Consider the following 21,783-nt stretch of genomic DNA (forward strand, 5'->3'; position numbering starts at 1 on the left):
CGGACGTGCGTGCCCGGTCAGACGGCGATCGTGTCGAAATCGCGATGGACCGGGTGGCGCGGCGTGGCCGGCAGCGCCTGCGGTTCGCGCACCAGCCATGCGGTCTGGAAACCTGCCTCGCGGGCGGCGTCGAGTTCCTCGACGATGTCGGACAGGAACAGCAGGTGCTGCGGCTGTTCGCCGACCGCCTCGGCGATGCGCCGGTACGACCCGGCTTCGCGCTTCGGTCCGGTTTCGGTATCGAAGTAGCCGGCGAACAGCGGGCCCAGGTCACCTGCCTCGCTGTACCTGAAGAACAGCTGTTGCGCGGGCACCGAGCCGGAGGAGTAGACGTACAGGCGCAGGCCGTCGGCGCGCCACTGGCGCAGGCGGGCGGCGACTTCCGGGTACATGTGGGCGCGGTAGTCGCCGGCCTCGTAGCCGTCCTTCCAGATCATGCCCTGCAGCGCCTTCAGCGCGGTGGACTTGCGGTCCTGGTCGATCCAGCCCAGCAGCAGTTCGATGATGTCCTGGCGACTAGCCTCGATCAGCCCGGCTTCGCGGGCCGCCTCTTGCAGCCAGTGCTGCACTTCGGGCCGGTCGCCGTGGGTTTCGACGAAGGCCGGCAGGCGTTTGCGCGCGTACGGGAACAGCACGTCGCGGACGAAGTCGATCGAGCTGGTGGTGCCCTCGATGTCGGTGACGATGGCGCGGATTTCGGTCATGGATTCGGGATTCGGGATACGCGGGAGCAGGGCGTCGTCTGCGTGCGGGCTGGTTACTGTTTCGCCTGCATGCGGGGGAAGCCGGCGGCGATGCCGTCGCCGGTGAAGTTCGCCACCCAGCCTTCCTTGTTGGTGAACAGCCGGATCGCCACGAAGTACGGCGACTCGCTCATGTCGAACCAGTGGCGGGTGCCGTCGGGCACGCCGATCAGGTCGCCCTGTTCGCACAGGATGTCGTAGACCTTGCCGTCGACGTGCAGGGTGAACTGGCCGGAGCCGGCCACGAAGAAACGCACCTCGTCCTCGCTGTGGGTGTGTTCGCTGAGGAATTTCTGGCGCAGCGTGGCGCGGTCGGGGTGGTCGGGGGTGAGGCTGATCACGTCGACCGCCTGGTAGCCCTTCTCGCCCATCAGGCGGTCGATGTCGCCGCGGTATGCGGCGATCACCTCGTCCTGGCTGGCACCGGGCACGATCGGCTGGGTGGCGGCCCACTGTTCGAAGCGCACGCCGATCCTGCCCAGTTCGGCGGCGATGGCGCCGTGGTCGTCCAACACCGCCAGCGGGGATTGCGGGCGGCTTTCGTCGAAGATGCGCAGTCGGCTCATGATGCCCTCAGCTGTTTCAGGTCCAGTTCGCAGGCCAGCAGGAACTCCAGCGCTTCCAGGTGGCGCCGGGTTTCGGCCATGTCGCGGCCCCAGGTGTAGATGCCGTGGCCGTCGATCAGGTAGGCATGCAGGGGCTTGCCTGCATCGAGCCAGGCATCGACCCGGACGACCAGTTCGGGCATGTGCTGGGTGTTGGGGAACACCGGGATTTCCAGCACGCTGTCATGGCTGTGATAGCCGCTGATGGCCTTCTGCAGCTCCCAGCCCTGCAGGCGGATCACGCCGTCATCGGCGTACAGGCGCGAGGCGACGCTCTGCGTGCGCGAATGCGTGTGCAGCACGGCCTGCATCTGCGGCCAGCGCCGGTAGATCTGGGTATGCAGCGCTGTTTCCGCGCTGGGACGCGCATCGGTGCCCACGGCGTTGCCGGCCAGGTCGATCAGCATGATGTCTTCGCGACCGAGCCGGCCCTTGTGCTTGCCCGACACCGTGATCGCCGCGTGTGCGTCATCGACGCGCATCGAGAAATTGCTGCTGGTCGCGGGCGTCCAGCCGAGCTCCGACAGTTCGCGCGCGGCTTCGACGATGGCGTCGGCACGCTGCTCGAACAGGCTGGCAGGTATCGTGGCCGGAAGTGTCTGGATCATGCGTTTTGGACGTCCAAATGGAGGCCGACTATACCACGCGGCCATTCTCGCCCTGGCTGTAATGAGAGCCATTCTCGCAAGTCAGGAAAAATTTGCCCGCGGCGCGTAACATCAGCGCGAGTCCGGGGCAGGGTGCGCCGGATAGTTACGACGGAGGCTTGCCCATGTCGAAAGAACAAGATATCGAATCGCGTCGCCGATTCCTCAAGGTTGCCGCCGGGACCGCCGCTGCGGCCGTGGTCGTCGGCGGCCTGCCGCGCCTTGCGCGTGCGGCCGACCTGCCGCCGGTGACCGAGGCGGACCCGACCGCCAAGGCGCTGGGCTATGTCGAGGATGCCAGCAAGTCGACGAACGCGAAGTACAAGGCCGGCGACGACTGCGCCAACTGCCAGTTCTATACCGGTGGCGCGACCGGTCGTGGTCCGTGCCAGCTGTTCCCGGGCAAGTCGGTGAATGCCAAGGGCTGGTGCGTGTCGCACACGCCGAAGAAGGCCTGATCGCGCGCATCAGCGGTCGCATCATCGCTCATGAAAAAAGCCGGCTCTCGCCGGCTTTTTTCATGAGCGCCCGCATGGAGCGAAAGCGCGAAGCGGATTCCGGACAAAAGTGCGGCTCGGACACGTCAGGCTGAGGAGCTACCCACCTGACAAGCCGAGCCGCGATCCGGGGCCCACTGCCAAGTGATCAACCCGCGGACTGGCGATGATACTCCCGACTTCGCCGAATGGGCGGCCAGCTCCTCGATTTCTCTTGAAAAGTTATCGTTAAATAAAGCAAAAACAATAAGTTGCAGCTCAACTTCTCAGAAAATTTATGAAACAGGCCTCGTGAGAGCAAGTTTTCCCGTAGTCATCATTTCGACGCAATTGATCGACATTTGGCGACATTTGGCGCCAATCGCCGACGTCAGCTTTCCGTGCTGGCCGCCGCTGCCGCCAGCCGCAAGGCGCTATGCCGGCGGCTGTACAGGAAGTAGATGGCGAAGCCGAGCAGGGTCCAGATCCCCAGGATGGCCCAGTTGAACCAGTCCAGGCTGAACAGCAAGGCGAAGCAGCTGGCCACGCCGGCCAGGCAGGTGAACCAGACCCACGGCACGCGGAACGTGCGCGGCAGATCGGGCAAGGTGTGACGCAGGATCAGCACGCCCGCGCACACCGCGGAGAAGGCGATCAGCGTACCCATCGAGGTGAGGTTGGCCAGCAGGTCCAGCGGGAACACCGCGGCGAGCAGGGCGATCATGGCGCCGGTGATCAGGGTGTTGATGTGCGGCGTACGGTAGCGCGGATGCACCTTGGCGAACACCTTCGGCAACATGCCGTCGCGGGCCATGATCATGAAGATGCGCGGCTGCGCGATGATCATCACCAGGATCACCGAGGACAGGCCGATCATCGCGCCGATCTCCACCACCAGACGCAGCCAGCCCAGCTGCGGGATGGCGGCCACTGCGGTGACCACCGGCTCGGAGGTATCGAGCAGGGAGTAGGGCACCAGTCCGGTCAGCACCGCGGCCATGGCCAGGTACAGCACGGTGCAGATCACCAGCGAGACCAGGATGCCGAAGGGCAGGTCGCGCTGCGGATTCTTGCATTCCTGGGCCGCGGTCGAGGTTGCCTCGAAACCGATATAGGCGAAGAACACCATGGCTGCGCCGCGCATGATGCCTGACCAGCCGTACTTGCCGTCGCCCTGCGGTTCCGGAATGAACGGATGCCAGTTCTCCGGGTTCACGTAGCGGTAGCCGGCGACCACCACGATGACGATCAGGCCCACCTTGACCAGCACCATCAGCGCGTTGAGGCCCGACGACTCGCGAATGCCGATGTAACACAGCCAGGTGAGCGCCATCACGATGGCGACCGCGGGCAGGTTGAACAGGTGGCCGGTGACCACCAGGCGCCCGTCGGTGAACGCCAGCGGCGCCTCGGTGAGCGCCACCGGCAGGTGCAGGCCCATGTGATCGAGCAGGCTGGTGAAATAGCCGGTCCAGCTGGCCGCCACGGCCGAGGCGGAGATGCCGTACTCGGCCACCATGTTCCAGCCGATGAACCACGCAGCCAGCTCGCCCAGCGAAGCGTAGGCGTACGAATAGGAGCTGCCGGAGATCGGGATCACCGTGGCGAATTCGGCGTAGCACAGCGCGCTGAAGCCGCTGCAGATCGCCGCGATGATGAAGGAGATCAGCACCGCCGGACCGGCATGTTCCGCCGCCGCCGTGCCGGTGACCACGAAGATGCCGGTGCCGATGACGGCGCCGATGCCCAGCGCGGTGATGCCCCACGGACCGAGGGTGCGGCGCAGTCCAGGGCCGTGACCGTGGTCGTCATTGCTGAAATCGGTCTTGCGGGCGAGCAACTGCTTGAGCATGGGATTCGTCTTCGAAGGCGGACATCAGGCTCCGTCGACGGAACCCCTCAAACGCAGCGGCCGGCGTGGTGGGCGCCGGCCGCCGGGTGTCACTGCGCGCTCTGGCGCAATTTGCTGTTGCGGTAGCCGTAGAAGGCGTAGACCAGGAAGCCGATGACGATCCAGCCCACCAGCAGCGGCCAGCGTACCTTGAAGGCCTGCCAGAACAGGAACATGCAGGCGAAGGCACCCAGTGGGCAGACCAGCCACGGCAGCGGCACGCGGAACGCGCGCGGCAGTTCCGGACGGGTACGACGCAGCACCAGCACGCCGATGCATACGGTGGCAAAGGCGAGCAGGGTGCCCATCGAGACCAGGTCACCGAGCACGTCCACCGGGAACAGGCCGGCCAGGAGGCAGGCGATCACACCCACCAGGATGGTACCGATGTACGGGGTGCGGTGCTTTGAATGCAGCTTGCCCAGCGCCTTGGGCAACAGTCCGTCGCGCGACATCGAATAGAAGATGCGCGGCTGGCCCATCAGCATCACCAGGATCACCGAGCTCAGGCCGGCCAGTGCGGCGAACACCACCAGGACCTTCAGCGAGCCCAGCAGGTAGCTGGAGGCGGAGCCGGGGGCGACATTGCCGAGCACATAGTTGATCGCGGTAGCGACCGGCTCGGGCGTGTTGAGCATGCGGAACGGCGTGGTGCCGGTCATGACTGCAGCCATCGCGATGTACAGCACGGTGCAGATCAGCAGCGAACCGAGGATGCCGATCGGCATGTCGCGCTGTGGATTCTTCGCTTCGCCGGCGGCGGTGGAAACCGCGTCGAAGCCGATGTAGGCAAAGAACACCAGGGTGGCGCCGCGATAGATGCCGCTCCAGCCGAACTTCGAACCGCCCTCGTTCGCCGGGATGAACGGATGCCACAGGTCGGCATTGATGTAGTTGAACATCACGATCAGGAACAGCACGATCACGGTGACCTTGATCGCCACGATGATCGCGTTGACCGTGGCCGACTGGGTGATGCCCATGTAGCACAGCCAGCTGATCGCCCCGACGATGAGGATCGCCGGAAGGTTGATCAGCGCGCCAGTGAAAACCAGCTTGTGACCGCCTTCGGCGAAGGTGAGCGGCGCCGACGAGAGCGCTGCGGGCAGGGTGAAATTCACGCCCGTCATCGAGCTGAGCATTCGCAGCATCTCGCCGAAATAACCCGACCAGGCGACCGCCACGGTCGATGCAGCGAACAGGTATTCGAGCACCAGCGCCCAGCCGATGAACCAGGCCACCACTTCGCCGAGGGTCGCGTAGGAATAGGAATAGGCACTGCCGGACACTGGCAGCATCGCGGCGAACTCCGCGTAGCACATGCCGGCCAGACCGCAGGCAAACGCTGCGATCAGAAAGCTGAAAATGAGTGCGGGGCCGGCGAACTGTGCCGCCGCCGTGCCGGTGATGGCGAAGATGCCGGCGCCGATCACTGCACCGATGCCGAGCATCACCAGATGCCGAGCCGTCAGTACGCGCTTGAGAGTGACTTCGCCCTCGGCGCCGCCTTCGACGGGTTCGCCAGCGTCCACGTGAGGCATTGCCTCGATCGTGTGAGTGGCAAATAGACCTTTTATCATCAACTTCCCCTCAGGTGATTTTGCCCGCGTCCGCTCTGCGGCGGATGGATGAAACGGGTGGGCAATGGCGGGCCAACATAGCCCATGCGGCAAAGGTTGTACAAGCTTCACTCATGTTGCGGCGAAACATGCCGCGACCGGCTTTCAGGCGGTCATTCGACTCATCGCGGGACATTCATGCAGCAACCGATCATCATCATGTTCGAAGCTTTCCAGCGCTACCGTGACCAATGGCAGGGGGAGTCCGCGGTCGTCGCGCAGTTCGAAAGTTTTCTGCATGCGCACGCGCATGGATTCGAGCGGAGCAATGTCGCGGGCCACTTCACCGGCTCGGCCTGGCTGGTCAGCGGCGACGGCACACGCGTGCTGCTGATGCATCACCGCAAGCTGGACCGCTGGCTGCAGCCGGGTGGTCATGCCGATGGCGACACGGATCTTGCCCGGGTCGCCCTGCGCGAGGCGGAAGAGGAAACCGGCCTGACCGGTCTTCGCGTCGAAGGCGACATCTTCGACATTGATCGACACCGCATCCCCGCCCGCGCGAACGAGCCGGAACACTGGCATTACGACGTGCGCTACATGGTGCGCGCGGGGACCGACGAATCGTTTGTGGTCAATGCCGAATCGCATGCGCTGGCGTGGCGACCGGTGGGCGAGGTGGCCGCTGACGAGACACTCGATGCGTCGCTGCGACGGATGGCGCGCAAGTGGCTGGAGCGGTAGCCCGCCCTACGCGTATTTTTCCGGCGCCGGATGGACCTGGCCGCATTCGCTGCAGGTGCGCGCATCGATCGAGCGATAGAAGCGTTCGAACACCGGCGGGAAATCACTCTCGATGCTGTCGAGGGTGAAATACTCCTCGTACAGCTTGTGGTTGCACTGCTCGCAGAACCACATCAGGCCATCCTTCTCGCCGGTCATGCGGCGACGCTCGATCACCAGCCCGATCGAGCCGGAGGCGCGGTTCGGTGAATGCGGCACGCGCGGGGGCAGGTAGAAGATTTCTCCGGCGCGCAGGGGGATGTCGCGGGCCACGCCGTCGTCCTGAACTTTCAGCGTGATCTCGCCTTCAAGCTGATAGAAGAATTCGGGACCTTCGTCGTAGTGGTAGTCGGTGCGCGCATTCGGGCCGCCCACGATCATGATGATGAAGTCGCCGTCGACGATGCACTTGTTGCCCACCGGCGGTTTCAGCAGGTGGCGGTGTTCGTCGATCCAGCGCTGCAGGTTGAGGGGCGGCAACAGGGCCATGCGCAATGCTCGCGGGGAACCAACTCGCACCATAGCGCCGCCATCGCCACAAAAGAAGCCGCCCGGGCGACCCGGGCGGCTTCTTTTTGTGGCGATCGCAACTTCGCTGTTACGGCATCAGCACCTTGTCGATCACGAAGATCTCGCCGTTGGACTGGGCGACGTCGGCGATCGTGATATTCGCGACATTGCCCTTGGCATCGGTGACGGTCCACTTGCCGTTCTTGCCGGCGACGGTGATCGAGTCGCCCTCGACCGTCTTCAGCATAGCCTTGCCGGCGTGGGCCTTGGCCAGCTTGGCCAGGTCGTGCGCGGTGTATTTGCCCGGCACCACGTGGTAGGTGAGGATATTAGTCAGCGTGGCCTTGTTTTCCGGCTTCAGCAGATTGTCCACGGTACCGGCGGGAAGGGCGGCGAACGCCTCGTTGGTGGGCGCGAACACAGTGAACGGACCCGTGCCTTCGAGCGTCTCGACCAGGCCGGCGGCCTTCACCGCGGCGACCAGGGTGGTGTGATCCTTCGAGTTCACCGCGTTCTCGATGATGTTCTTCGTGGGATACATGGCAGCGCCGCCAACCATCACGGTCTTCTGCATGCTCATCGACTCCATCTGGCCGGCCATCGCCATCGGCACCACGGCAGCGGTGGCCAGAGCCATGGAAAGGCCGATGGCCAGGGCACGCATGCGGGAAAGGGTCTTCATGAATGTTCTCCAGGTTTTCCGCTTCGCGGATTGGAAGCAACTGGAGATACGCAGCTTGCATCGGAACGGATGCACGGGAGCCGCCTGGCACCCAGTGCAGGGAAGTCAGGCTAGCGACGCTCGGTTCAGACCTCGAGTGTGGCCAGGTCGCCTTTTTCTTCCAGCCACGCCTTGCGGTCACCGGCACGCTTCTTGGCCAGCAGCATGTCCATCAGTTTCGACGTGCCGTCGTCGTCGCCGATGGTCAGCTGCACCAGCCGGCGCGTATCCGGGTGGATGGTCGATTCGCGCAGCTGCGGCGGGTTCATCTCGCCCAGGCCCTTGAAGCGGGTGGTGCTGACCGCGCCCTTCATCTTCTCGCGCTCGATCCGCTGCAGCATCGCTTCCTTCTCGCCCTCGTCGAGGCAGTAGAACACCTGCTTGCCCACGTCGACGCGGAACAGCGGCGGCATCGCCACGAACACGTGGCCTTCGCTGACCAGCCTCGGGAAGTGCCGCAGGAACAGCGCCGACAGCAGGGTGGCGATGTGCAGGCCGTCGGAGTCCGCATCGGCCAGGATCACGACCTTGCCGTAACGCAGGCCGGACAGGTCGTCCTTGCCCGGATCGCAGCCGATCGCCACCGCCAGGTTGTGCACTTCCTCGGACGCCAGCACCGAGGTCGATTCGACTTCCCAGGTGTTGAGGATCTTGCCGCGCAGCGGCAGGATCGCCTGGAACTCCTTGTCGCGCGCCTGCTTGGCGCTGCCGCCGGCCGAGTCACCCTCGACCAGGAACAGTTCGGTGCGGGTGAGGTCGGTGGCGGTGCAGTCGGCCAGCTTGCCCGGCAACTGCGGGCCCTGGGTGATCTTCTTGCGCACGATCTGCTTGGCGGCTTTCAGTCGTGCGCTGGCTCGCTCGATCGCCAGTTGCGCGATGCGCTCGCCGGTACTCACGTTCTGGTTCAGCCACAGGCTGAAGGCATCGTGGATGACGTTCTCGATCATGCCTGCAGCCTGGCGCGAGGACAGCCGCTCCTTGGTCTGGCCGGCGAACTGCGGGTCCTGCAGCCGGGCGGACAGCACGAAGGCGATGCGCTCCCACACGTCTTCCGGCGCCAGCTTCACGCCGCGCGGCAGCAGGTTGCGGATGTCGCAGAACTCGCGGATCGCGGTGGTCAGGCCGGTACGCAAGCCGTTGACGTGGGTGCCGCCCTGCGCGGTGGGGATCAGGTTGACGTAGCTTTCCTGCACCAGCTCGCCTTCGGCCAACCAGGCCAGCGCAACCTCCATGCCCTCGGTATCGCGGGCCATCTGGTGCACGAACAGCTCGTTCGGCAACACCTCGTTGCCGTCGAGTTCGCCGCGCAGGTAGTCTCGCAGGCCATCTTCGTAATGCCACTCGATGACTTCACCGCTGGCCTCGTCGGTGAGCTTCATGTTGAGGCCGGCGCATAACACCGCCTTGGCGCGCAGCAAGTGCTTGAGCTTGCCCAGCGAAATCTTCGGTGAGTCGAAATATTTTGCTTCGGGCCAGAAGTGCAAGGTGGTGCCGGTGCGCTTCTTGCCGACCGTGCCGATCACTTCCAGCGGGCTGACCATGTCGCCATGTTCGAACGCCATCGCATACTCGGAGCCGTCGCGACGGATGTTCACTTCGACGCGGTCCGACAGCGCATTGACCACCGACACGCCAACGCCGTGCAGGCCGCCGGAGAAACTGTAGTTCTTGCCGCTGAATTTTCCGCCCGCGTGCAGCCGGGTCATGATCAGCTCGACGCCGGACACGCCTTCCTCCGGATGAATGTCCACCGGCATGCCGCGGCCGTCGTCGCTTACCGACACCGAGCCATCGGCGTGCAGCACCACCTCGATCGCACTGGCGTGGCCGGCCAGCGCCTCGTCCACCGAGTTGTCCACCACCTCCTGCACCAGGTGGTTTGGCCGGGTCGTGTCGGTATACATGCCAGGTCGGCGTTTGACCGGGTCCAGGCCGGACAGGACTTCAATATCGGCGGCGTTGTAGCGGCTGCTCATGCGTGTGTTTCGATTAAGACGAGACGACGAAGCATGGGGCGCGCGGGCGGGCAGGGTCAAGCCGATCGCGCTGAATCAGCGGTAGCCCTGCGCCTGTAGCGAGAACAGATGCGCGTAATGCCCGTCCTCGGCCATCAGCTGCACATGGTTGCCGCGTTCGATGATGCGGCCGTCCTGGATCACGATGATCTGGTCGGCCATGCGCACGGTGGAAAAGCGGTGCGAGATCAGGATCGCGATGCGGCCGCCGGAGAGTTCGCGGAAGTGTTCGAAGATGGTGGCTTCGGCTTGCGCGTCCATCGCGGCGGTGGGTTCGTCCAGCACGAGGATGTCGGCGCGTGAGCGCATGAAGGCGCGGGCCAGGGCGATCTTCTGCCACTGGCCGCCGGACAGCTCGCGGCCGTCGTTGAACCACTTGCCCAGCTGCGTATCGAAACCGGCCGGCAGGCTGTCGATGAAATCGCTGGCCATGCCCTTGTCGCTGGCCTCGCGCCAGCGCGCCTCGTCGTCGAAGTGGGTGACGTCGCCGGCGCCCACGTTCTCGCCCACGCGCATCTGGTAGCGGGCGAAGTCCTGGAAGATCACCCCGATGCGCTGCAGCAGCACGGCTTCGTCCCACTCGCGCAGGTCGGTGCCGTCGAGCAGGATGCGGCCGCTGTCGGGCGTGTACAGACGCGTGAGCAGCTTGATCAGGGTGGTCTTGCCCGAGCCATTCTGGCCAACCAGGGCCAGCGATTCGCCGGGGCGGATGTGCAGGTCGATGTCGCGCAGCGCCGGCTCGCTGGCGCCGGGGTAGGTGAAGCTGACCTGCTCGAAGCGGATGCCGTCCTCGGGTCTCGCGCCGCGTTGCGCCATGCCGGTCGCCGGCGGCACCGGGGTTTCCAGGTATTCGTACAGCGTGGAGAGATAAAGGTTGTCCTCGTACATGCCGCCGATCGCCGACAGCATCGCCGACACCGCCGACTGGCCCTGGCGGAACAAGGCCAGGTACATCGTCATCTGGCCCAGGGTGATGCGCGCCATCACGGTGCTGGCGGCGATCCACGCATAGGCGCCGTACAGCGCCAGCGTGCCCAGCAGGCCCAGCACGAAACCCCAGCTGTCGCGACGCACGGCGAGGTCGCGGTCGGCGCGGTACAGACTGTGGAAGATGTCGCGATAGCGCTGCAGCAGCAACGGGCCGAGGCCGAACAGCTTCACTTCCTTGGCGTGGTCCTCGCGCGCCAGCACCGTTTCCAGGTACAGCTGCATGCGCGTTTCCGGCGAACGCCAGCGGAACAAGCGGAACGCGTCGCCGGAGAATTTCGTCTCGGCGAAGAACGAGGGCAGGCCGGCCAGCAGCAGCACGGCCACCGCCCACGGCGAGAACTGGAACAGCAGGCTGCCGTAGCTGAGCAGGGAGATCGCGTTCTGGCCCAGCCCGAACGTGCGCGTCACCAGCGACAACGGCCGGCTCGATGCCTCGCGCCGGGCGCGGGTGAGCTTGTCGTAGAACTCCGAATCCTCGAAGTGCGCCAGCTCCAGGGTCAGCGCCTTCTCCAGGATCATCACGTTGACGCGCTGGCCCAGTTGCGCGCGCAGCAGCGACTGGCACAGCGACAAACCGCGTTGCGCGCCGGCCAGCGCGGCCACCAGCAAGCCTTCCAGCGCCACCCATTCGAAGACGGATCGCAGCGGGGCGGTTCCGTGGGCAGCCCACGACGTGCTGGCGCCGACCACGGCGTCCACGATATGCGCACCGACGTAGGCAATGCCGGCCGGCAGCAGGCCGGCGACCAGGGTCAGCGCGGCCAGCGCGATGGTCAGCCCGCGGCTGGTGCTCCAGACCAGTTCCAGCGCGCGCCCGCTATAGCGGAACACGCCCAGAAAGCTGCGGGTGAGTTCCTTCGGTGGAGCAGGAGGGGCGGCATGAGGCGGCACGTGGGGAGGATATCGGAAGCGCGCAATGACGCGCGAAGCTTCCGAGATGGGGGCCGTGCCGCCTCAGGCAACCCGAGGCGGGAAGACATCGGCAATGCAGCGCCAGATCGATTCAATGCAGCTGGACTTCCACCAGATGTTGCGGAGCCTGGTAGAGCTCGGGAAACAGCTGCTGCAGGTGGGCGACCTTGGGCGCATCGTTGAACACGATGTACGGGTTGTTCGGATGCAGGTCGTAGTAGTGCTGGTGGTAAGCCTCGGCCGGATAGAAGGCCTTGAGCGGCACCACCTGGGTGACGATCGGTGCGCCGAACGCCTTGATGGAAGTCAGCTGGGCGATGTAGCCGGTGGCGATCTTCCGCTGCTCGTCGTTGGCGTAAAACACCACCGAGCGATACTGCGTGCCGCTGTCGGGGCCTTGCCGGTTGAGCTCGGTGGGGTTGAGCGCGACGGAGAAGAACACCTGCAGAAGCTGGCCGTAGCTGACCCGGGATGGATCGAATTCCACTTTCACCGACTCGGCGTGACCGGTGTCGCCGTTGCCGACCTCTTCGTAGTGCGCCGTATCGGCGTCGCCACCGGAATAACCGGCGGTGACCCGCTGCACGCCCTTGATGCGTTCGAACACCGCCTCGATGCCCCAGAAACAGCCGCCGGCAAGCACGGCCACTTCGTTGTGCGCGGTCGAATGGGTGGAGTCGACGGCGGGAGCGGGCAGGCGCGCCAGTTCGCCGGCAACCGCCGTGGGTTGGCAGGCGGCGAGGCCGGTGAGCAGGATGGCGCCGAGAAACGGAAGCAGGCGAAACGCACGATGGCGGAACATGGGCAACCTCGCGGACGATGGGCATGCACAAGCACGGCATGCATGGATGTTTACGCGCAACGGACGGCAACGGATGCCTGCCGTTTCTGCGCGCTCACCTGATGATTCGCCGACCGCTCACCCACGGTTACATGCAGGCACGCGGCGCGCTGGCTACCATGGGCGGGGAATTCATCGGAGAATTGCATGTCCGACGCCATCAACTTGGATGCCTATCTGCGCCGAGTGGGCTGGTCTGGTCCGGTTGCGGCCGACCTTGCCACCCTGCGCGGGCTGGCGATGGTGCACGTGGCGACGATCACCTTCGCCAACCTCCATCCGCTGATGGGCTTGCCGGTGGCACTGGATCTGGTGACGTTGCAGCGCAAGCTGGTGGATGAAGGTCGCGGCGGTTACTGCTTCGAGCAGAACCTGCTGTTCGAGGCCGTGCTGCGCGAGATCGGCTTCGAGGTCAGCGGCCTGATCGCCCGCGTGCTGTGGAGGCATCCGGAGGATGCGGAAACGCCGCAGACCCACATGCTGCTGCACGTCGTGCTGGATGGGGAGGGGTGGCTGGTCGACGTCGGCTTCGGTGGCCATGTGCTCACCGGTGCGCTGCGATTGCAGAGCGATATCGAGCAAGCCACGGGCCACGAGCCGTTCCGGTTGCTGCAGCACGACGCCGAGTGGCGCATGCAGTCGCTGGCTCGTGGCGAGTGGCGCACGTTGTACCGCTTCGATCTGCGGCCGGTGCCGATGGTCGATTACGTGGTAGCCAACCACTACGTGTCGACACATTCCGCCTCACGCTTCGTGAACAACCTGCTGCTCGGGCGGACCACGGCGGATCGACGGTTGAGCCTGCTCAATTACGAGTTCACCGAGCGGCGGATCGGCCACGAACCAACGCGCCAGCGCATGCAAGACGTGGCCGAGCTGCGGGACGTGATGGAGCGTGAATTCCTGCTGCGCATTCCCGCCGACGCGGACTTCAATCGCCGGCTGGAAGGTTTGCCGCGAGACTGATTCAGCCGGGGCGGCTGGCCTGCGGACGGCCGTCGTCGAAGCCTTCCGGGTCGGCCAGCACGTGGATTTCCACGTCGTCGATGGTGGCCACCTGGCCTGCGTGGATCTTGCAGGTCTTGCGCAGCTCGATCTTGCCATCCACCGCCACCGCGCCAGTGGCCACGATCGCCTTGCCGGCGCCGCCGCTGTCGCACAGGCCGACCAGCTTGAGCAGCATGTTCAGCTCGACGTAGTCGCCTTCCAGTTCAAATTCGATGGTTTGCATGGTGTTCCGGATTGGTGGAATAGCTACGGTGAAGAATGTTCAAAAGCGCTGTCGGGCAGCGCCAGGAACGCGAACCAGGGACGATCGTGTTCCTCGCCGAAGGTGGCGGCATCGTCGAGCATGCCCAGCAGGATGTCGTAATCGGTACCGGCGGCGTCACGCAATTCGTCGACGTGTTCGAACAGCAACACGTAACCCCACGACGGCATCCAGCCCAGGTCGCGCAGGCAGTCGGCCAGCGCATCCCAGTTGTAGCCGAAGGTGGCGGGCAACTGCAGCGACACGGCGAGGCGGCGCAGCAGTTCGTCCTTGTCGCGACAGCCGGCCAAGTCGGTGCGGCACACGCACAGGTCGTCGCGGGTGGCGGCGCGATCGAGCCGGTCGATGTCGTCGGCGCCGACGAAGTACACCCCGCTCTGGCTGGGCCGGGTCAGGTCCAGATCGAAACGCTGCGCGCTCATCGCGCCACCTCGAAGCTGCGGAAGCTGCGGTAGTGGTCGTCGGTGTAGTACCACTCCACCGGCGGCGTGCCGCCGGTGACGATGCGTCGTGCGCCGCGGGTGCGCGCGCCCGGCGTCTCCACCGTGTACTCGTGGTAGTAGCCGCGCGGCTGTTTTGGCAGCAGGCCTTCGTAGTTGCCGAACACGGCGCCGTCCTGGCTGTGCTCGAACGGGCCGCCCCGGTTGATCCGCTGCACCATCTCGCGCGCCTGCGCCGGCAGCGAGGCGTCGCCAGACTGGGCTTGCGGCGCGCGCGTGGCGACCTCGCCCCCTGCATGGGTCGGGGTGGGCACAGTCGTACTTGGCGTGCCGGCGTGGCGGTTCCACATCGTCACCGCAAGGATGACGATCGCCAGCAGGATCAGTGGTTTGAGTTGACGCATGGGCTCGATGAGCGGCAGAAGGCGCCGCGAGCTTAGCAGGGGCCGGGGCGCTGCCGGCCGCGCCGGCTTCCTTCATCGCAGGAAATTACGCACACTCGGGCTTCCCTGGACGCAGCCTTTGCGCTGTCCGCCCGAATCCTGGAGTCTGGATGAGCACTACCCCCGACCACGCCACGGGCCGTTTGCCGCGGCAGATTGGCTACATCATCGGCAACGAAGGCTGCGAGCGCTTCTCGTTCTACGGGATGCGCAACATCCTCACGCCGTTCCTGATCACCACCTTGCTGCTGTACATGCCCGAGGGGCAGCGCATCCTGGCGGCGAAGGACATCTTCCATACCTTTGTGATCGGGGTGTACTTCTTCCCGTTGCTGGGCGGCTGGCTCAGCGATCGCTTCTTCGGCAAGTACAACACCGTGCTGTGGATGAGCCTGATCTACTGCGCGGGCCACGCCTGCCTGGCGATCTTCGAGCACAACCGGCTGGGCTTTTTCACCGGGCTGGCGCTGATCGCGCTGGGTGCGGGCGGCATCAAGCCGCTGGTGGCGTCGTTCGTGGGCGACCAGTTCGACCAGTCGAACAAGCACCTGGCGAAAATGGTGTTCGACGCGTTCTACTGGATCATCAACTTCGGCTCGTTCTTCGCGTCGTTGCTGATGCCGCTGTTCCTGCGCCACTACGGTGCGGCGGTCGCGTTCGGCATTCCCGGTGGCCTGATGTTCATCGCCACCGTGGTGTTCTGGCTGGGCCGCAGGCAGTACGTGATGGTGCCGCCGGGGCCGCCCGACCGGGATGCGTTCTCGCGGGTGGTCCGCACCGCCTTGCTGGCGCAGCGGCCCGGCCAGGCGCGGCCCGGCTTGTGGGTCGCGGCGTTGGCCGTGGCGCTGGCGCTGGCCTCGTTCGCGCTGGTGCCGTCGCTGGGTTTCGTGATCTGCGCATGCATCGCGCTGGTGCTGCTGATCGGCGGCGTGGGCGGCGGCGCGTGGCTGCAGATGGATCGGGCGCGCGGCCTGCATCCGGATCACGCCGTCGATGGCGCACGCAACGTGCTGCGGGTGCTGGTGATCTTCGCGCTGACCACGCCGTTCTTCTCGCTGTTCGACCAGAAAGCCTCGACCTGGGTGGTGCAGGGTGGCGAGATGACCATGCCTTCATGGTTCGTGCCTGCGCAGATGCAGGCGCTGAATCCGTTGCTGGTGATGCTGCTGATCCCGTTCAACAACTTCGTGCTGTATCCGATGTTGCGCCGGCTCGGCTACGAGCCCACCGCGCTGCGCCGGATGACTGCGGGCATCGCCTTCAGCGGCCTGGCCTGGATCGTGGTGGGTGGTTTGCAGATGGTGATCGACGGCGGCGATCCGCTGTCGATCGCGTGGCAGGTGCTGCCGTATGCGCTGCTGACCTTCGGCGAGGTGCTGGTGTCGGCGACCGGGCTGGAGTTTGCCTACAGCCAGGCGCCAGCCTCGATGAAGGGCGTGGTGATGAGCTTCTGGAACCTCACCACCACGGTCGGCAACCTGTGGGTGCTGCTGGCCAACGCGGCGGTGCGCAACGACACGGTAACCGGGTCGATCGCCAGCAGCGGGCTCAGCATCACCGCCTTCCAGATGTTCTTCTTCGCCGCGTTCGCGCTGCTCGCCGCGCTGGCGTTCGGCCTGTATGCGCGGCGTTACCGCGAGGTGGATTACTACCGGCCGGCCTGACCTGGTCCTGCGGGTCACGACACGGCATCGCGTAGGGCGGGCACCGCCCGCCGCTTCCCGCCATGAACCAGGGGCCGGCGGGCAGTGCCCGCCCTACGCCGACGAGTCGACGCGCTTTTGCAGCGCCATCGCGGCGGCCGGGTTGCGGTGCTTGGCGGCACTGATGAAGAACACGAACACGTCGCGCGGCGAGGCCTTTTTCTGCAGCGCCGCGACGTGCGGCAGTTCGGCGATGTCGTGGCCGGCGGCCCAGCCGCGCGCATGTCCGGCCCAGCGATCCAGCTCGGCGGGCGCGTAGCCGGCGGGGTGGTCGTCTTCGCTGCGCATCAGCCGGGCGTAGCTGAAATCACCGGTGAGGTCGGCCAGCGACGGGTACTTCGGCGAATCGGTGAACACAGTGGGGATGCGGTGGCTGCGCGCCAGTTCCACGTACGCGGCGTCGAGGAAGCTGGGGTGGCGCACTTCCAGCACGTGGCGCAGCGGCTGGCCGTCCAGTTCGCGGGGCAGGGTGTCGAGGAAGGCGGCCAGGTCGTCGGCGTCGAACGGCCGCGACGGCGACAACTGCCACAGGATCGGCCCCAGCCGATCGCCCATTTCCGCCAGGCCGCCATGGATGAAACCGCTGGCGCCCCTGGTCGCGTCGGCCAGGTGCCGGCTTTCCACCACGTAGCGCGGCGCCTTCAGCGAGAACACGAAACCTTCCGGCGTTTCCTTCGCCCACTTCGCGTAGGTGGCGGGCTTCTGCGCGCCGTAGAAGGTGCCGTTGATCTCGATCGCGCGCAGCTGGCGGCTGGCGTATTCCAGCTCGCGCCGCTGCACCAGCTTCGGCGGATAGAAGTTGTCGCGCCACGGCGCGTAGGTCCAGCCGCCGATGCCCACCCGGATCGCCGGGCCGTGATGAGTCCTGGCGGCAAACAGGTCGTTCATGGCGATGTCTCCGGCAACGGTTGGCGCAGGATTTCGGCGACGACGATGCACACCACCAGCCACGCCGCGCCCGCGGCATAGCCGGCCATCACGTCGCTGAAGTAATGCACCTGCAGCAGGATGCGACTGATCCCGATCATCCCGATCAGCAGCACGGCGGCGGCGATGATCGCGCGGTGGAAACGCGGCGTCAGCCGCAGCAGCACATAGGCCAGCATGCCGTAGAACACCATCGCGCCGAACGCGTGGCCGCTGGGAAAGCTCCAGCCCGGCTCGACGATGAAGCCGTGGTCATGCAGCGGCCGCACCCGCTGGAACAGCGCCTTGAGCCCGCCGTTGATCGGCAGGATGCCGAGCAGCGCGATGATCCACGCGCCGGCCAGTCGCCGATGCCTGCGGCACAGCAAAAACACGGCGATCACGGCGGACAGCGGCGCCACCCAGAGCAGGTCGCCCAGGTGGGTGAGCATGGCGATCGCGTGCAGTACCGGCGTCGGCAACTGCGCGCGCAACTGTTCGGCCAGGTTGGTGTCGAAACCGGGCAACCTGCCGCCGTGTTGCGCGTTGACCGCGAAGGCGATGGCCGTGAAGGCCAGGGCCAGCAGCAGCGCCAGCAGCAGGCCGACATGCCGGCGCAGCACCACCGCCGGCTCGCCCCGATGGCGCGCGCGGCGCTGCCAGCGCGCGTTGTGCTGCCAGGCCAGGTCGCCGGCCAGCAGGGCCAGCAGCAGCAACAGGGCCCACAGCGGCAGCGCGTGGGCCGCGATCCATTCCGGCATGGCATCCATCGTATGTGCGTTTCCGTGTCCGCTTTCGATCGCCCATGATCGGCGGTCACCGGCGCGGCGTCGAGCCGGGCGGGCCCGGCATGACTTCCAGCGCTGGCCTTGCGCCGGATTTGCCGCGATAGTTGGGCGATCACCACCGGCGGAGTCTTCGATGTCCCAGCGACCCCTTTCCCTGCGTCTGGCGCTTTGCTGCGCGCTGCTCGTTTCCGCCACGGCTGCCTCGGCGCAGTCGCCCGCCGCGCAGTCGCCGCCGCCGGTATCCACCGGCGACCGCGTGCGACCGATGCTGCCGGCGCAGCTGCAGGATTTCAGCGCCTACGTCGACAGTGCGCGCAAGACCTTCGACGTGCCCGGCATCGCGGTGGCCATCGTCAAGGACGGCAAGGTGGTGATGGAGCAGGGCTTCGGCCTGCGCGAGATCGGCAAGCCGGACCAGGTCGATGCCCGCACGCTGTTCGCGATCGCCTCCAATACCAAGGCGTTCACCGCGGCAGCGCTGCAGCAGCTGGCGGACGCGGGCAAGCTGAAGATGGACGACCGGGTGATCGATCACCTGCCGTGGTTCCGCATGTCCGATGCCTACGTGACGCACGAGATGCGCATCCGCGACCTGCTGGCGCATCGCAGCGGACTCAGCCTGGGCGCCGGCGACCTGCTGTACTGGCCGCCGACCTCGTACTCGACGAAGGAAGTCGTGCAGCGACTGGCCCACGTGCCGATCAAGAACGGCTTTCGCAGCGGCTATGCCTACGACAATATCCTGTTCGCGGTGGCGACCCTGGTGATCGAGCAGGCCTCCGGCCAGAGCTACGCCGACTACGTGCGCGAGCACCTGTTCCAGCCGGTCGGCATGGACGAGTCGCTGGTCGACATGACCTATCTGAAGCCGGGCATGGACGTGGCGATGGGCCACGCCAAAGCCGACTTCAAGGATCTGCAGCCGGTGCCGCCGATGGCGTGGCTGAACGATCCGGGCGCCGGCGGCATCTATTCCAGCGTGCACGACCTGGCCAAGTGGATGAACGTGCAGCTGGCCGGCGGCGTGTTGCCGGGCACGGGCAGCGACGGCAAGCCGCAGCGCCTGTTCTCCGACAAGGCGCACCAGGAAATGTGGAGCATGCTCACGCCGATCCGGGTCGGCAAGCCCTCGGTGCCCGCAATGGCGGCGCTGACGCCAAACTTCTCCGGCTACGGTGAAAGCTGGTTCCTGTCCGACTACCGGGGCCAGAAACTGGTCTGGCACACCGGCGGCTGGCCGGGCATGGTGTCGCGGGTAACCCTGGTGCCGGGGCAGAACCTCGGCGTGGTGGTGCTGACCAATGCCGAGTCCGGCGCCGCGTTCAACGCGGTGACCTATCGCGTGCTGGATGCATATCTGAATCCGGACCAGAAGACCGACTGGGTGGCCGTGTACGACAGCGCGGTGAAGAAGTCCGAGGCGAAGGCCGACGACAGCCTGGCCAAGCATGAGGCGGCGCGCGACAAGCACAGCAAGCCGTCGCTGGCGCTCGCCAGGTACGCGGGCACCTATCGCGACCCGTGGTATGGCGACGTCATCGTCAGCCGCGAAAACGGCAAGCTGCGGCTGCGCTTCTCCAAGACCGCCCAACTGGTCGGCACCATGACGCCGTGGCAGCACGACACCTTCACCGTGCGCTGGGACGACCGCACGCTGAACGCCGACGCCTTCGTCAATTTCGACCTCGATGTGGACGGCCATATCACCGAAATGCGCATGCAGCCGATCTCGCCGCTGACCGATTTCAGCTTCGACTTCCAGGACCTGCGCATGGTGCCGGTCGACGGGAAGTCGGACGCCGACTGATGATGCTCTGCGGCCGGGGCAATCGCGCCCCGGCTGATGCTTGGCAACCCGGGGGACATGGAAATGCGTGATTTGCGTGGCGTTGCGGCGATCGTGTTGGGCTGCGGGCTGTTCGCCAGCGTGGCGGTGGCGCGTACCGAGGCGCCAATGGCGCACAGCCAGTTCCATGTCCAGCTGGGCGACACGCTGACCCGGCCCACCTCGGGGCGCCTGCTGCTGTTCGCCGTGGATGCGAAGGCGGCCGTGGCGGCGGCCAGGGACGGCAAGGTCGAGCAGGTCGACGCCAGCCCGTTCGGCGCCACCCAGGCTTCGGTGGCCGCGCGCGAGGTCAGCCGGCTGGTGCCGGGGCAGGGCGTGGACATCGACGCGGACGCCCTGGCCTTCCCCGCCGGCTGGTCAAAGCTGCCGCCAGGCGACTACCTGGTCCAGGCCGTGCTGGACGTGAACCACGACTACAACTACGGCGGACGCGGCGCGAGCGACCTGGTCAGCGACGTGGTGCGCATGCATCTTCCGGCCAGCACCACGCCGACCCTGCAACTGGCTCGCGTGTTGCCGGCGGATGCGTCGTGGACGCTGTCGCCGTCCACGCCCGAAGAAGTACGCAAGGCGCTGCCCGACGCGCGCAGCCATTCGCGCCCGATCGATTTCGTCAGCCCTTCGTTGAGCGCGTTCTGGGGGCGGCCGATCCACATGCGTGGCTGGGTGGTGCTGCCGCCCGGCTACGACGTGAACACGGCGTCGCGTTATCCGGTGGTCTACAGCACGCACGGTTTCGGCGGCAATGCCGACCGTTTCACCGGCAGCATCGCCCGCGTGTGGCAGGGCATGAGCAGCGGACAGATGCCGCCGATGATCTGGGTGTTCCTGGACGAGTCCAGCGCCACCGGCACCCACGAGTTTGCCGACTCGGTCAACAACGGCCCGTGGGGCCAGGCGCTGACCACCGAGCTGATTCCGCAGCTGGAGTCCCGCTACCGGATGGACGGCAAGGCGAACGGCCGTTTCCTCAACGGCCACTCCTCCGGCGGCTGGGCCACCTTGTGGCTGCAGACCCGCTACCCGAAGGTCTTCGGCGGCACCTGGTCGACCTCGCCGGACTCCAGCGATTTCCATGACTTCACCGGCGTGGATCTGTACGCGCCCCATGCCAACGTCTATCGCCGCGCTGACGGCACGGCGTATCCGCTGGTGCGCGACAAGGGCAAGGTGCTGGCCAGCTTCGAGGACTTCGCCAGGCTCGAACGCGTGCTGGGCGAATACGGCGGCCAGATGGCCTCGTTCGACTGGGTGTTCTCCCCGCGCGGAGCGGATGGCCGGCCGATGCCGATGTTCGATCGCGACACCGGCGCGGTCGATCCGGCGGTGGTCGCCTACTGGCGCGACCATTACGACATCGCCCACCTTGTCCAGCTCAACTGGCCGCAGCTGAAGGCCGATCTCGATGGCAAGATCCACCTCTACGTGGGCACCGCCGACACGTTCTACCTCGACGGCGCCGCGCACCGCCTGAAGGCGGTGCTGGACGGTTTGCAGGCCAGCTCGGATTTCCATTTCCTGCCTGACCGCACCCACTTCGACCTGTACGTCGTGGGCAAGGACCGCATGGGACTGCTCAAGCAGATCAGCTGGGAAATGTATGCGATCGCACGACCGGATTCAAAACTGAAACCCGCTGCCGCGGCGCCCTGAAACGACATCGGCGCGTCGATTGACCGAAGGTCGGCCAGGTG

At 66.0% G+C, this 21,783-nt stretch carries 21 protein-coding genes; 6 read left to right on the forward strand and 15 right to left on the reverse strand.

Going from position 1 to position 21,783, the window contains the following annotated elements; all coding sequences use genetic code 11:
* Positions 1–17: 17 nt before the first annotated feature.
* Genes mtnC through ASD55_RS10090 form a run of 3 tightly spaced genes read right to left on the reverse strand, consistent with a single transcriptional unit; the run spans position 18 to position 1,956 of the window.
* Complete coding sequence (mtnC, locus tag ASD55_RS10080) at positions 18–704, reverse strand: acireductone synthase (protein ID WP_056765822.1); 687 nt, start codon at positions 702–704, stop codon at positions 18–20.
* A 53-nt stretch (positions 705–757) separates the two neighbouring features.
* Complete coding sequence (locus ASD55_RS10085; protein WP_056765824.1) at positions 758–1,309, reverse strand: acireductone dioxygenase; 552 nt, start codon at positions 1,307–1,309, stop codon at positions 758–760.
* On the reverse strand, positions 1,306–1,956 hold the full coding sequence (locus tag ASD55_RS10090; protein ID WP_056765826.1) for a methylthioribulose 1-phosphate dehydratase: 651 nt from the start codon (positions 1,954–1,956) through the stop codon (positions 1,306–1,308). The genes ASD55_RS10085 and ASD55_RS10090 overlap by 4 nt, the downstream gene beginning before the upstream one ends.
* A gap of 164 nt (positions 1,957–2,120) precedes the next feature.
* Here ASD55_RS10090 and ASD55_RS10095 point away from each other — a divergent pair, with 164 nt between their 5' ends.
* Entirely contained in the window at positions 2,121–2,453 is a 333-nt protein-coding gene (locus ASD55_RS10095) for a high-potential iron-sulfur protein (protein WP_056718783.1), read from the forward strand.
* Positions 2,454–2,862: 409 nt separating this feature from the next.
* Here the strand turns inward: ASD55_RS10095 and ASD55_RS10100 are convergent, their stop codons facing one another.
* Entirely contained in the window at positions 2,863–4,323 is a 1,461-nt protein-coding gene (locus ASD55_RS10100) for an amino acid permease (protein WP_056718784.1), read from the reverse strand.
* 89 nt (positions 4,324–4,412) lie between these two features.
* Positions 4,413–5,942: an amino acid permease gene (locus ASD55_RS10105; RefSeq protein ID WP_056718785.1), complete on the reverse strand. Its 1,530-nt coding sequence runs from the start codon at positions 5,940–5,942 to the stop codon at positions 4,413–4,415.
* Between the two features lie 198 nt (positions 5,943–6,140).
* Here ASD55_RS10105 and ASD55_RS10110 point away from each other — a divergent pair, with 198 nt between their 5' ends.
* Complete coding sequence (locus tag ASD55_RS10110) at positions 6,141–6,665, forward strand: NUDIX hydrolase (RefSeq protein WP_235577777.1); 525 nt, start codon at positions 6,141–6,143, stop codon at positions 6,663–6,665.
* Positions 6,666–6,671: 6 nt separating this feature from the next.
* Here ASD55_RS10110 and ASD55_RS10115 read toward each other — a convergent pair whose 3' ends face one another.
* The 5 genes from ASD55_RS10115 to msrA form a co-directional block, all read right to left on the reverse strand.
* Complete coding sequence (locus ASD55_RS10115) at positions 6,672–7,193, reverse strand: 3-hydroxyanthranilate 3,4-dioxygenase (RefSeq protein ID WP_056718787.1); 522 nt, start codon at positions 7,191–7,193, stop codon at positions 6,672–6,674.
* Positions 7,194–7,302: 109 nt separating this feature from the next.
* Positions 7,303–7,821, reverse strand: coding sequence for a fasciclin domain-containing protein (locus tag ASD55_RS10120; protein ID WP_343123501.1), 519 nt, complete (start codon positions 7,819–7,821; stop codon positions 7,303–7,305).
* Positions 7,822–8,021: 200 nt separating this feature from the next.
* Positions 8,022–9,911 carry a DNA topoisomerase IV subunit B gene (parE, locus tag ASD55_RS10125; RefSeq protein ID WP_056765829.1) on the reverse strand — a complete coding sequence of 630 codons (1,890 nt, stop codon included), beginning with the start codon at positions 9,909–9,911 and terminating at the stop codon, positions 8,022–8,024.
* A 75-nt stretch (positions 9,912–9,986) separates the two neighbouring features.
* Positions 9,987–11,831: an ABC transporter ATP-binding protein gene (locus ASD55_RS10130; RefSeq protein ID WP_235577778.1), complete on the reverse strand. Its 1,845-nt coding sequence runs from the start codon at positions 11,829–11,831 to the stop codon at positions 9,987–9,989.
* 112 nt (positions 11,832–11,943) lie between these two features.
* The gene (msrA, locus tag ASD55_RS10135; RefSeq protein WP_056765834.1) at positions 11,944–12,654 is read right to left on the reverse strand and encodes a peptide-methionine (S)-S-oxide reductase MsrA; all 711 of its coding nucleotides are present in this window, start codon (positions 12,652–12,654) and stop codon (positions 11,944–11,946) included.
* Positions 12,655–12,840: 186 nt separating this feature from the next.
* Here msrA and ASD55_RS10140 point away from each other — a divergent pair, with 186 nt between their 5' ends.
* Positions 12,841–13,659, forward strand: a complete 819-nt coding sequence (locus ASD55_RS10140; protein ID WP_056765836.1) for an arylamine N-acetyltransferase — start codon at positions 12,841–12,843, stop codon at positions 13,657–13,659.
* A gap of 1 nt (position 13,660) precedes the next feature.
* Here ASD55_RS10140 and ASD55_RS10145 read toward each other — a convergent pair whose 3' ends face one another.
* From ASD55_RS10145 to ASD55_RS10155, 3 genes are read right to left on the reverse strand one after another with little or no spacing between them, the layout of a single operon-like run.
* Positions 13,661–13,924: an RNA-binding S4 domain-containing protein gene (locus ASD55_RS10145; protein WP_056765838.1), complete on the reverse strand. Its 264-nt coding sequence runs from the start codon at positions 13,922–13,924 to the stop codon at positions 13,661–13,663.
* 23 nt (positions 13,925–13,947) lie between these two features.
* Complete coding sequence (locus ASD55_RS10150) at positions 13,948–14,385, reverse strand: barstar family protein (RefSeq protein WP_056765840.1); 438 nt, start codon at positions 14,383–14,385, stop codon at positions 13,948–13,950.
* Positions 14,382–14,807: a ribonuclease domain-containing protein gene (locus tag ASD55_RS10155; RefSeq protein ID WP_056765841.1), complete on the reverse strand. Its 426-nt coding sequence runs from the start codon at positions 14,805–14,807 to the stop codon at positions 14,382–14,384. The genes ASD55_RS10150 and ASD55_RS10155 overlap by 4 nt, the downstream gene beginning before the upstream one ends.
* 149 nt (positions 14,808–14,956) lie before the next feature.
* Here ASD55_RS10155 and ASD55_RS10160 point away from each other — a divergent pair, with 149 nt between their 5' ends.
* Complete coding sequence (locus ASD55_RS10160; RefSeq protein ID WP_056765843.1) at positions 14,957–16,510, forward strand: oligopeptide:H+ symporter; 1,554 nt, start codon at positions 14,957–14,959, stop codon at positions 16,508–16,510.
* 93 nt (positions 16,511–16,603) lie between these two features.
* Here ASD55_RS10160 and ASD55_RS10165 read toward each other — a convergent pair whose 3' ends face one another.
* Positions 16,604–17,437, reverse strand: coding sequence for a DUF72 domain-containing protein (locus ASD55_RS10165; protein ID WP_056765844.1), 834 nt, complete (start codon positions 17,435–17,437; stop codon positions 16,604–16,606).
* Positions 17,434–18,225, reverse strand: coding sequence for a phosphatase PAP2 family protein (locus tag ASD55_RS10170; protein WP_056765847.1), 792 nt, complete (start codon positions 18,223–18,225; stop codon positions 17,434–17,436). Before ASD55_RS10170 ends, ASD55_RS10165 begins: the two co-directional genes overlap by 4 nt.
* Positions 18,226–18,376: 151 nt before the next feature.
* On the opposite strand from ASD55_RS10170, the gene ASD55_RS10175 reads away from it, so the two are divergent.
* Positions 18,377–20,050: a serine hydrolase gene (locus ASD55_RS10175; protein WP_056765849.1), complete on the forward strand. Its 1,674-nt coding sequence runs from the start codon at positions 18,377–18,379 to the stop codon at positions 20,048–20,050.
* Positions 20,051–20,113: 63 nt separating this feature from the next.
* Complete coding sequence (locus tag ASD55_RS10180) at positions 20,114–21,742, forward strand: alpha/beta hydrolase-fold protein (protein ID WP_056766071.1); 1,629 nt, start codon at positions 20,114–20,116, stop codon at positions 21,740–21,742.
* The last annotated feature ends 41 nt before the right edge of the window (positions 21,743–21,783 follow it).

Source organism: Rhodanobacter sp. Root561, assembly GCF_001427365.1.
Taxonomy (GTDB): Bacteria; Pseudomonadota; Gammaproteobacteria; order Xanthomonadales; family Rhodanobacteraceae; genus Rhodanobacter.

What these genes read in the sequence shown, in the direction of transcription:
- mtnC (WP_056765822.1), bottom strand. Translation starts at nt 704, where the DNA reads ATGACCGAAATCCGCGCCATCGTCACCGACATCGAGGGCACCACCAGC.
- ASD55_RS10085 (WP_056765824.1), bottom strand. Translation starts at nt 1,309, where the DNA reads ATGAGCCGACTGCGCATCTTCGACGAAAGCCGCCCGCAATCCCCGCTG.
- ASD55_RS10090 (WP_056765826.1), bottom strand. Translation starts at nt 1,956, where the DNA reads ATGATCCAGACACTTCCGGCCACGATACCTGCCAGCCTGTTCGAGCAG.
- ASD55_RS10095 (WP_056718783.1), top strand. Translation starts at nt 2,121, where the DNA reads ATGTCGAAAGAACAAGATATCGAATCGCGTCGCCGATTCCTCAAGGTT.
- ASD55_RS10100 (WP_056718784.1), bottom strand. Translation starts at nt 4,323, where the DNA reads ATGCTCAAGCAGTTGCTCGCCCGCAAGACCGATTTCAGCAATGACGAC.
- ASD55_RS10105 (WP_056718785.1), bottom strand. Translation starts at nt 5,942, where the DNA reads ATGATAAAAGGTCTATTTGCCACTCACACGATCGAGGCAATGCCTCAC.
- ASD55_RS10110 (WP_235577777.1), top strand. Translation starts at nt 6,141, where the DNA reads ATGTTCGAAGCTTTCCAGCGCTACCGTGACCAATGGCAGGGGGAGTCC.
- ASD55_RS10115 (WP_056718787.1), bottom strand. Translation starts at nt 7,193, where the DNA reads ATGGCCCTGTTGCCGCCCCTCAACCTGCAGCGCTGGATCGACGAACAC.
- ASD55_RS10120 (WP_343123501.1), bottom strand. Translation starts at nt 7,821, where the DNA reads ATGGCGATGGCCGGCCAGATGGAGTCGATGAGCATGCAGAAGACCGTG.
- parE (WP_056765829.1), bottom strand. Translation starts at nt 9,911, where the DNA reads ATGAGCAGCCGCTACAACGCCGCCGATATTGAAGTCCTGTCCGGCCTG.
- msrA (WP_056765834.1), bottom strand. Translation starts at nt 12,654, where the DNA reads ATGTTCCGCCATCGTGCGTTTCGCCTGCTTCCGTTTCTCGGCGCCATC.
- ASD55_RS10140 (WP_056765836.1), top strand. Translation starts at nt 12,841, where the DNA reads ATGTCCGACGCCATCAACTTGGATGCCTATCTGCGCCGAGTGGGCTGG.
- ASD55_RS10145 (WP_056765838.1), bottom strand. Translation starts at nt 13,924, where the DNA reads ATGCAAACCATCGAATTTGAACTGGAAGGCGACTACGTCGAGCTGAAC.
- ASD55_RS10150 (WP_056765840.1), bottom strand. Translation starts at nt 14,385, where the DNA reads ATGAGCGCGCAGCGTTTCGATCTGGACCTGACCCGGCCCAGCCAGAGC.
- ASD55_RS10155 (WP_056765841.1), bottom strand. Translation starts at nt 14,807, where the DNA reads ATGCGTCAACTCAAACCACTGATCCTGCTGGCGATCGTCATCCTTGCG.
- ASD55_RS10160 (WP_056765843.1), top strand. Translation starts at nt 14,957, where the DNA reads ATGAGCACTACCCCCGACCACGCCACGGGCCGTTTGCCGCGGCAGATT.
- ASD55_RS10165 (WP_056765844.1), bottom strand. Translation starts at nt 17,437, where the DNA reads ATGAACGACCTGTTTGCCGCCAGGACTCATCACGGCCCGGCGATCCGG.
- ASD55_RS10170 (WP_056765847.1), bottom strand. Translation starts at nt 18,225, where the DNA reads ATGGATGCCATGCCGGAATGGATCGCGGCCCACGCGCTGCCGCTGTGG.
- ASD55_RS10175 (WP_056765849.1), top strand. Translation starts at nt 18,377, where the DNA reads ATGTCCCAGCGACCCCTTTCCCTGCGTCTGGCGCTTTGCTGCGCGCTG.
- ASD55_RS10180 (WP_056766071.1), top strand. Translation starts at nt 20,114, where the DNA reads ATGCGTGATTTGCGTGGCGTTGCGGCGATCGTGTTGGGCTGCGGGCTG.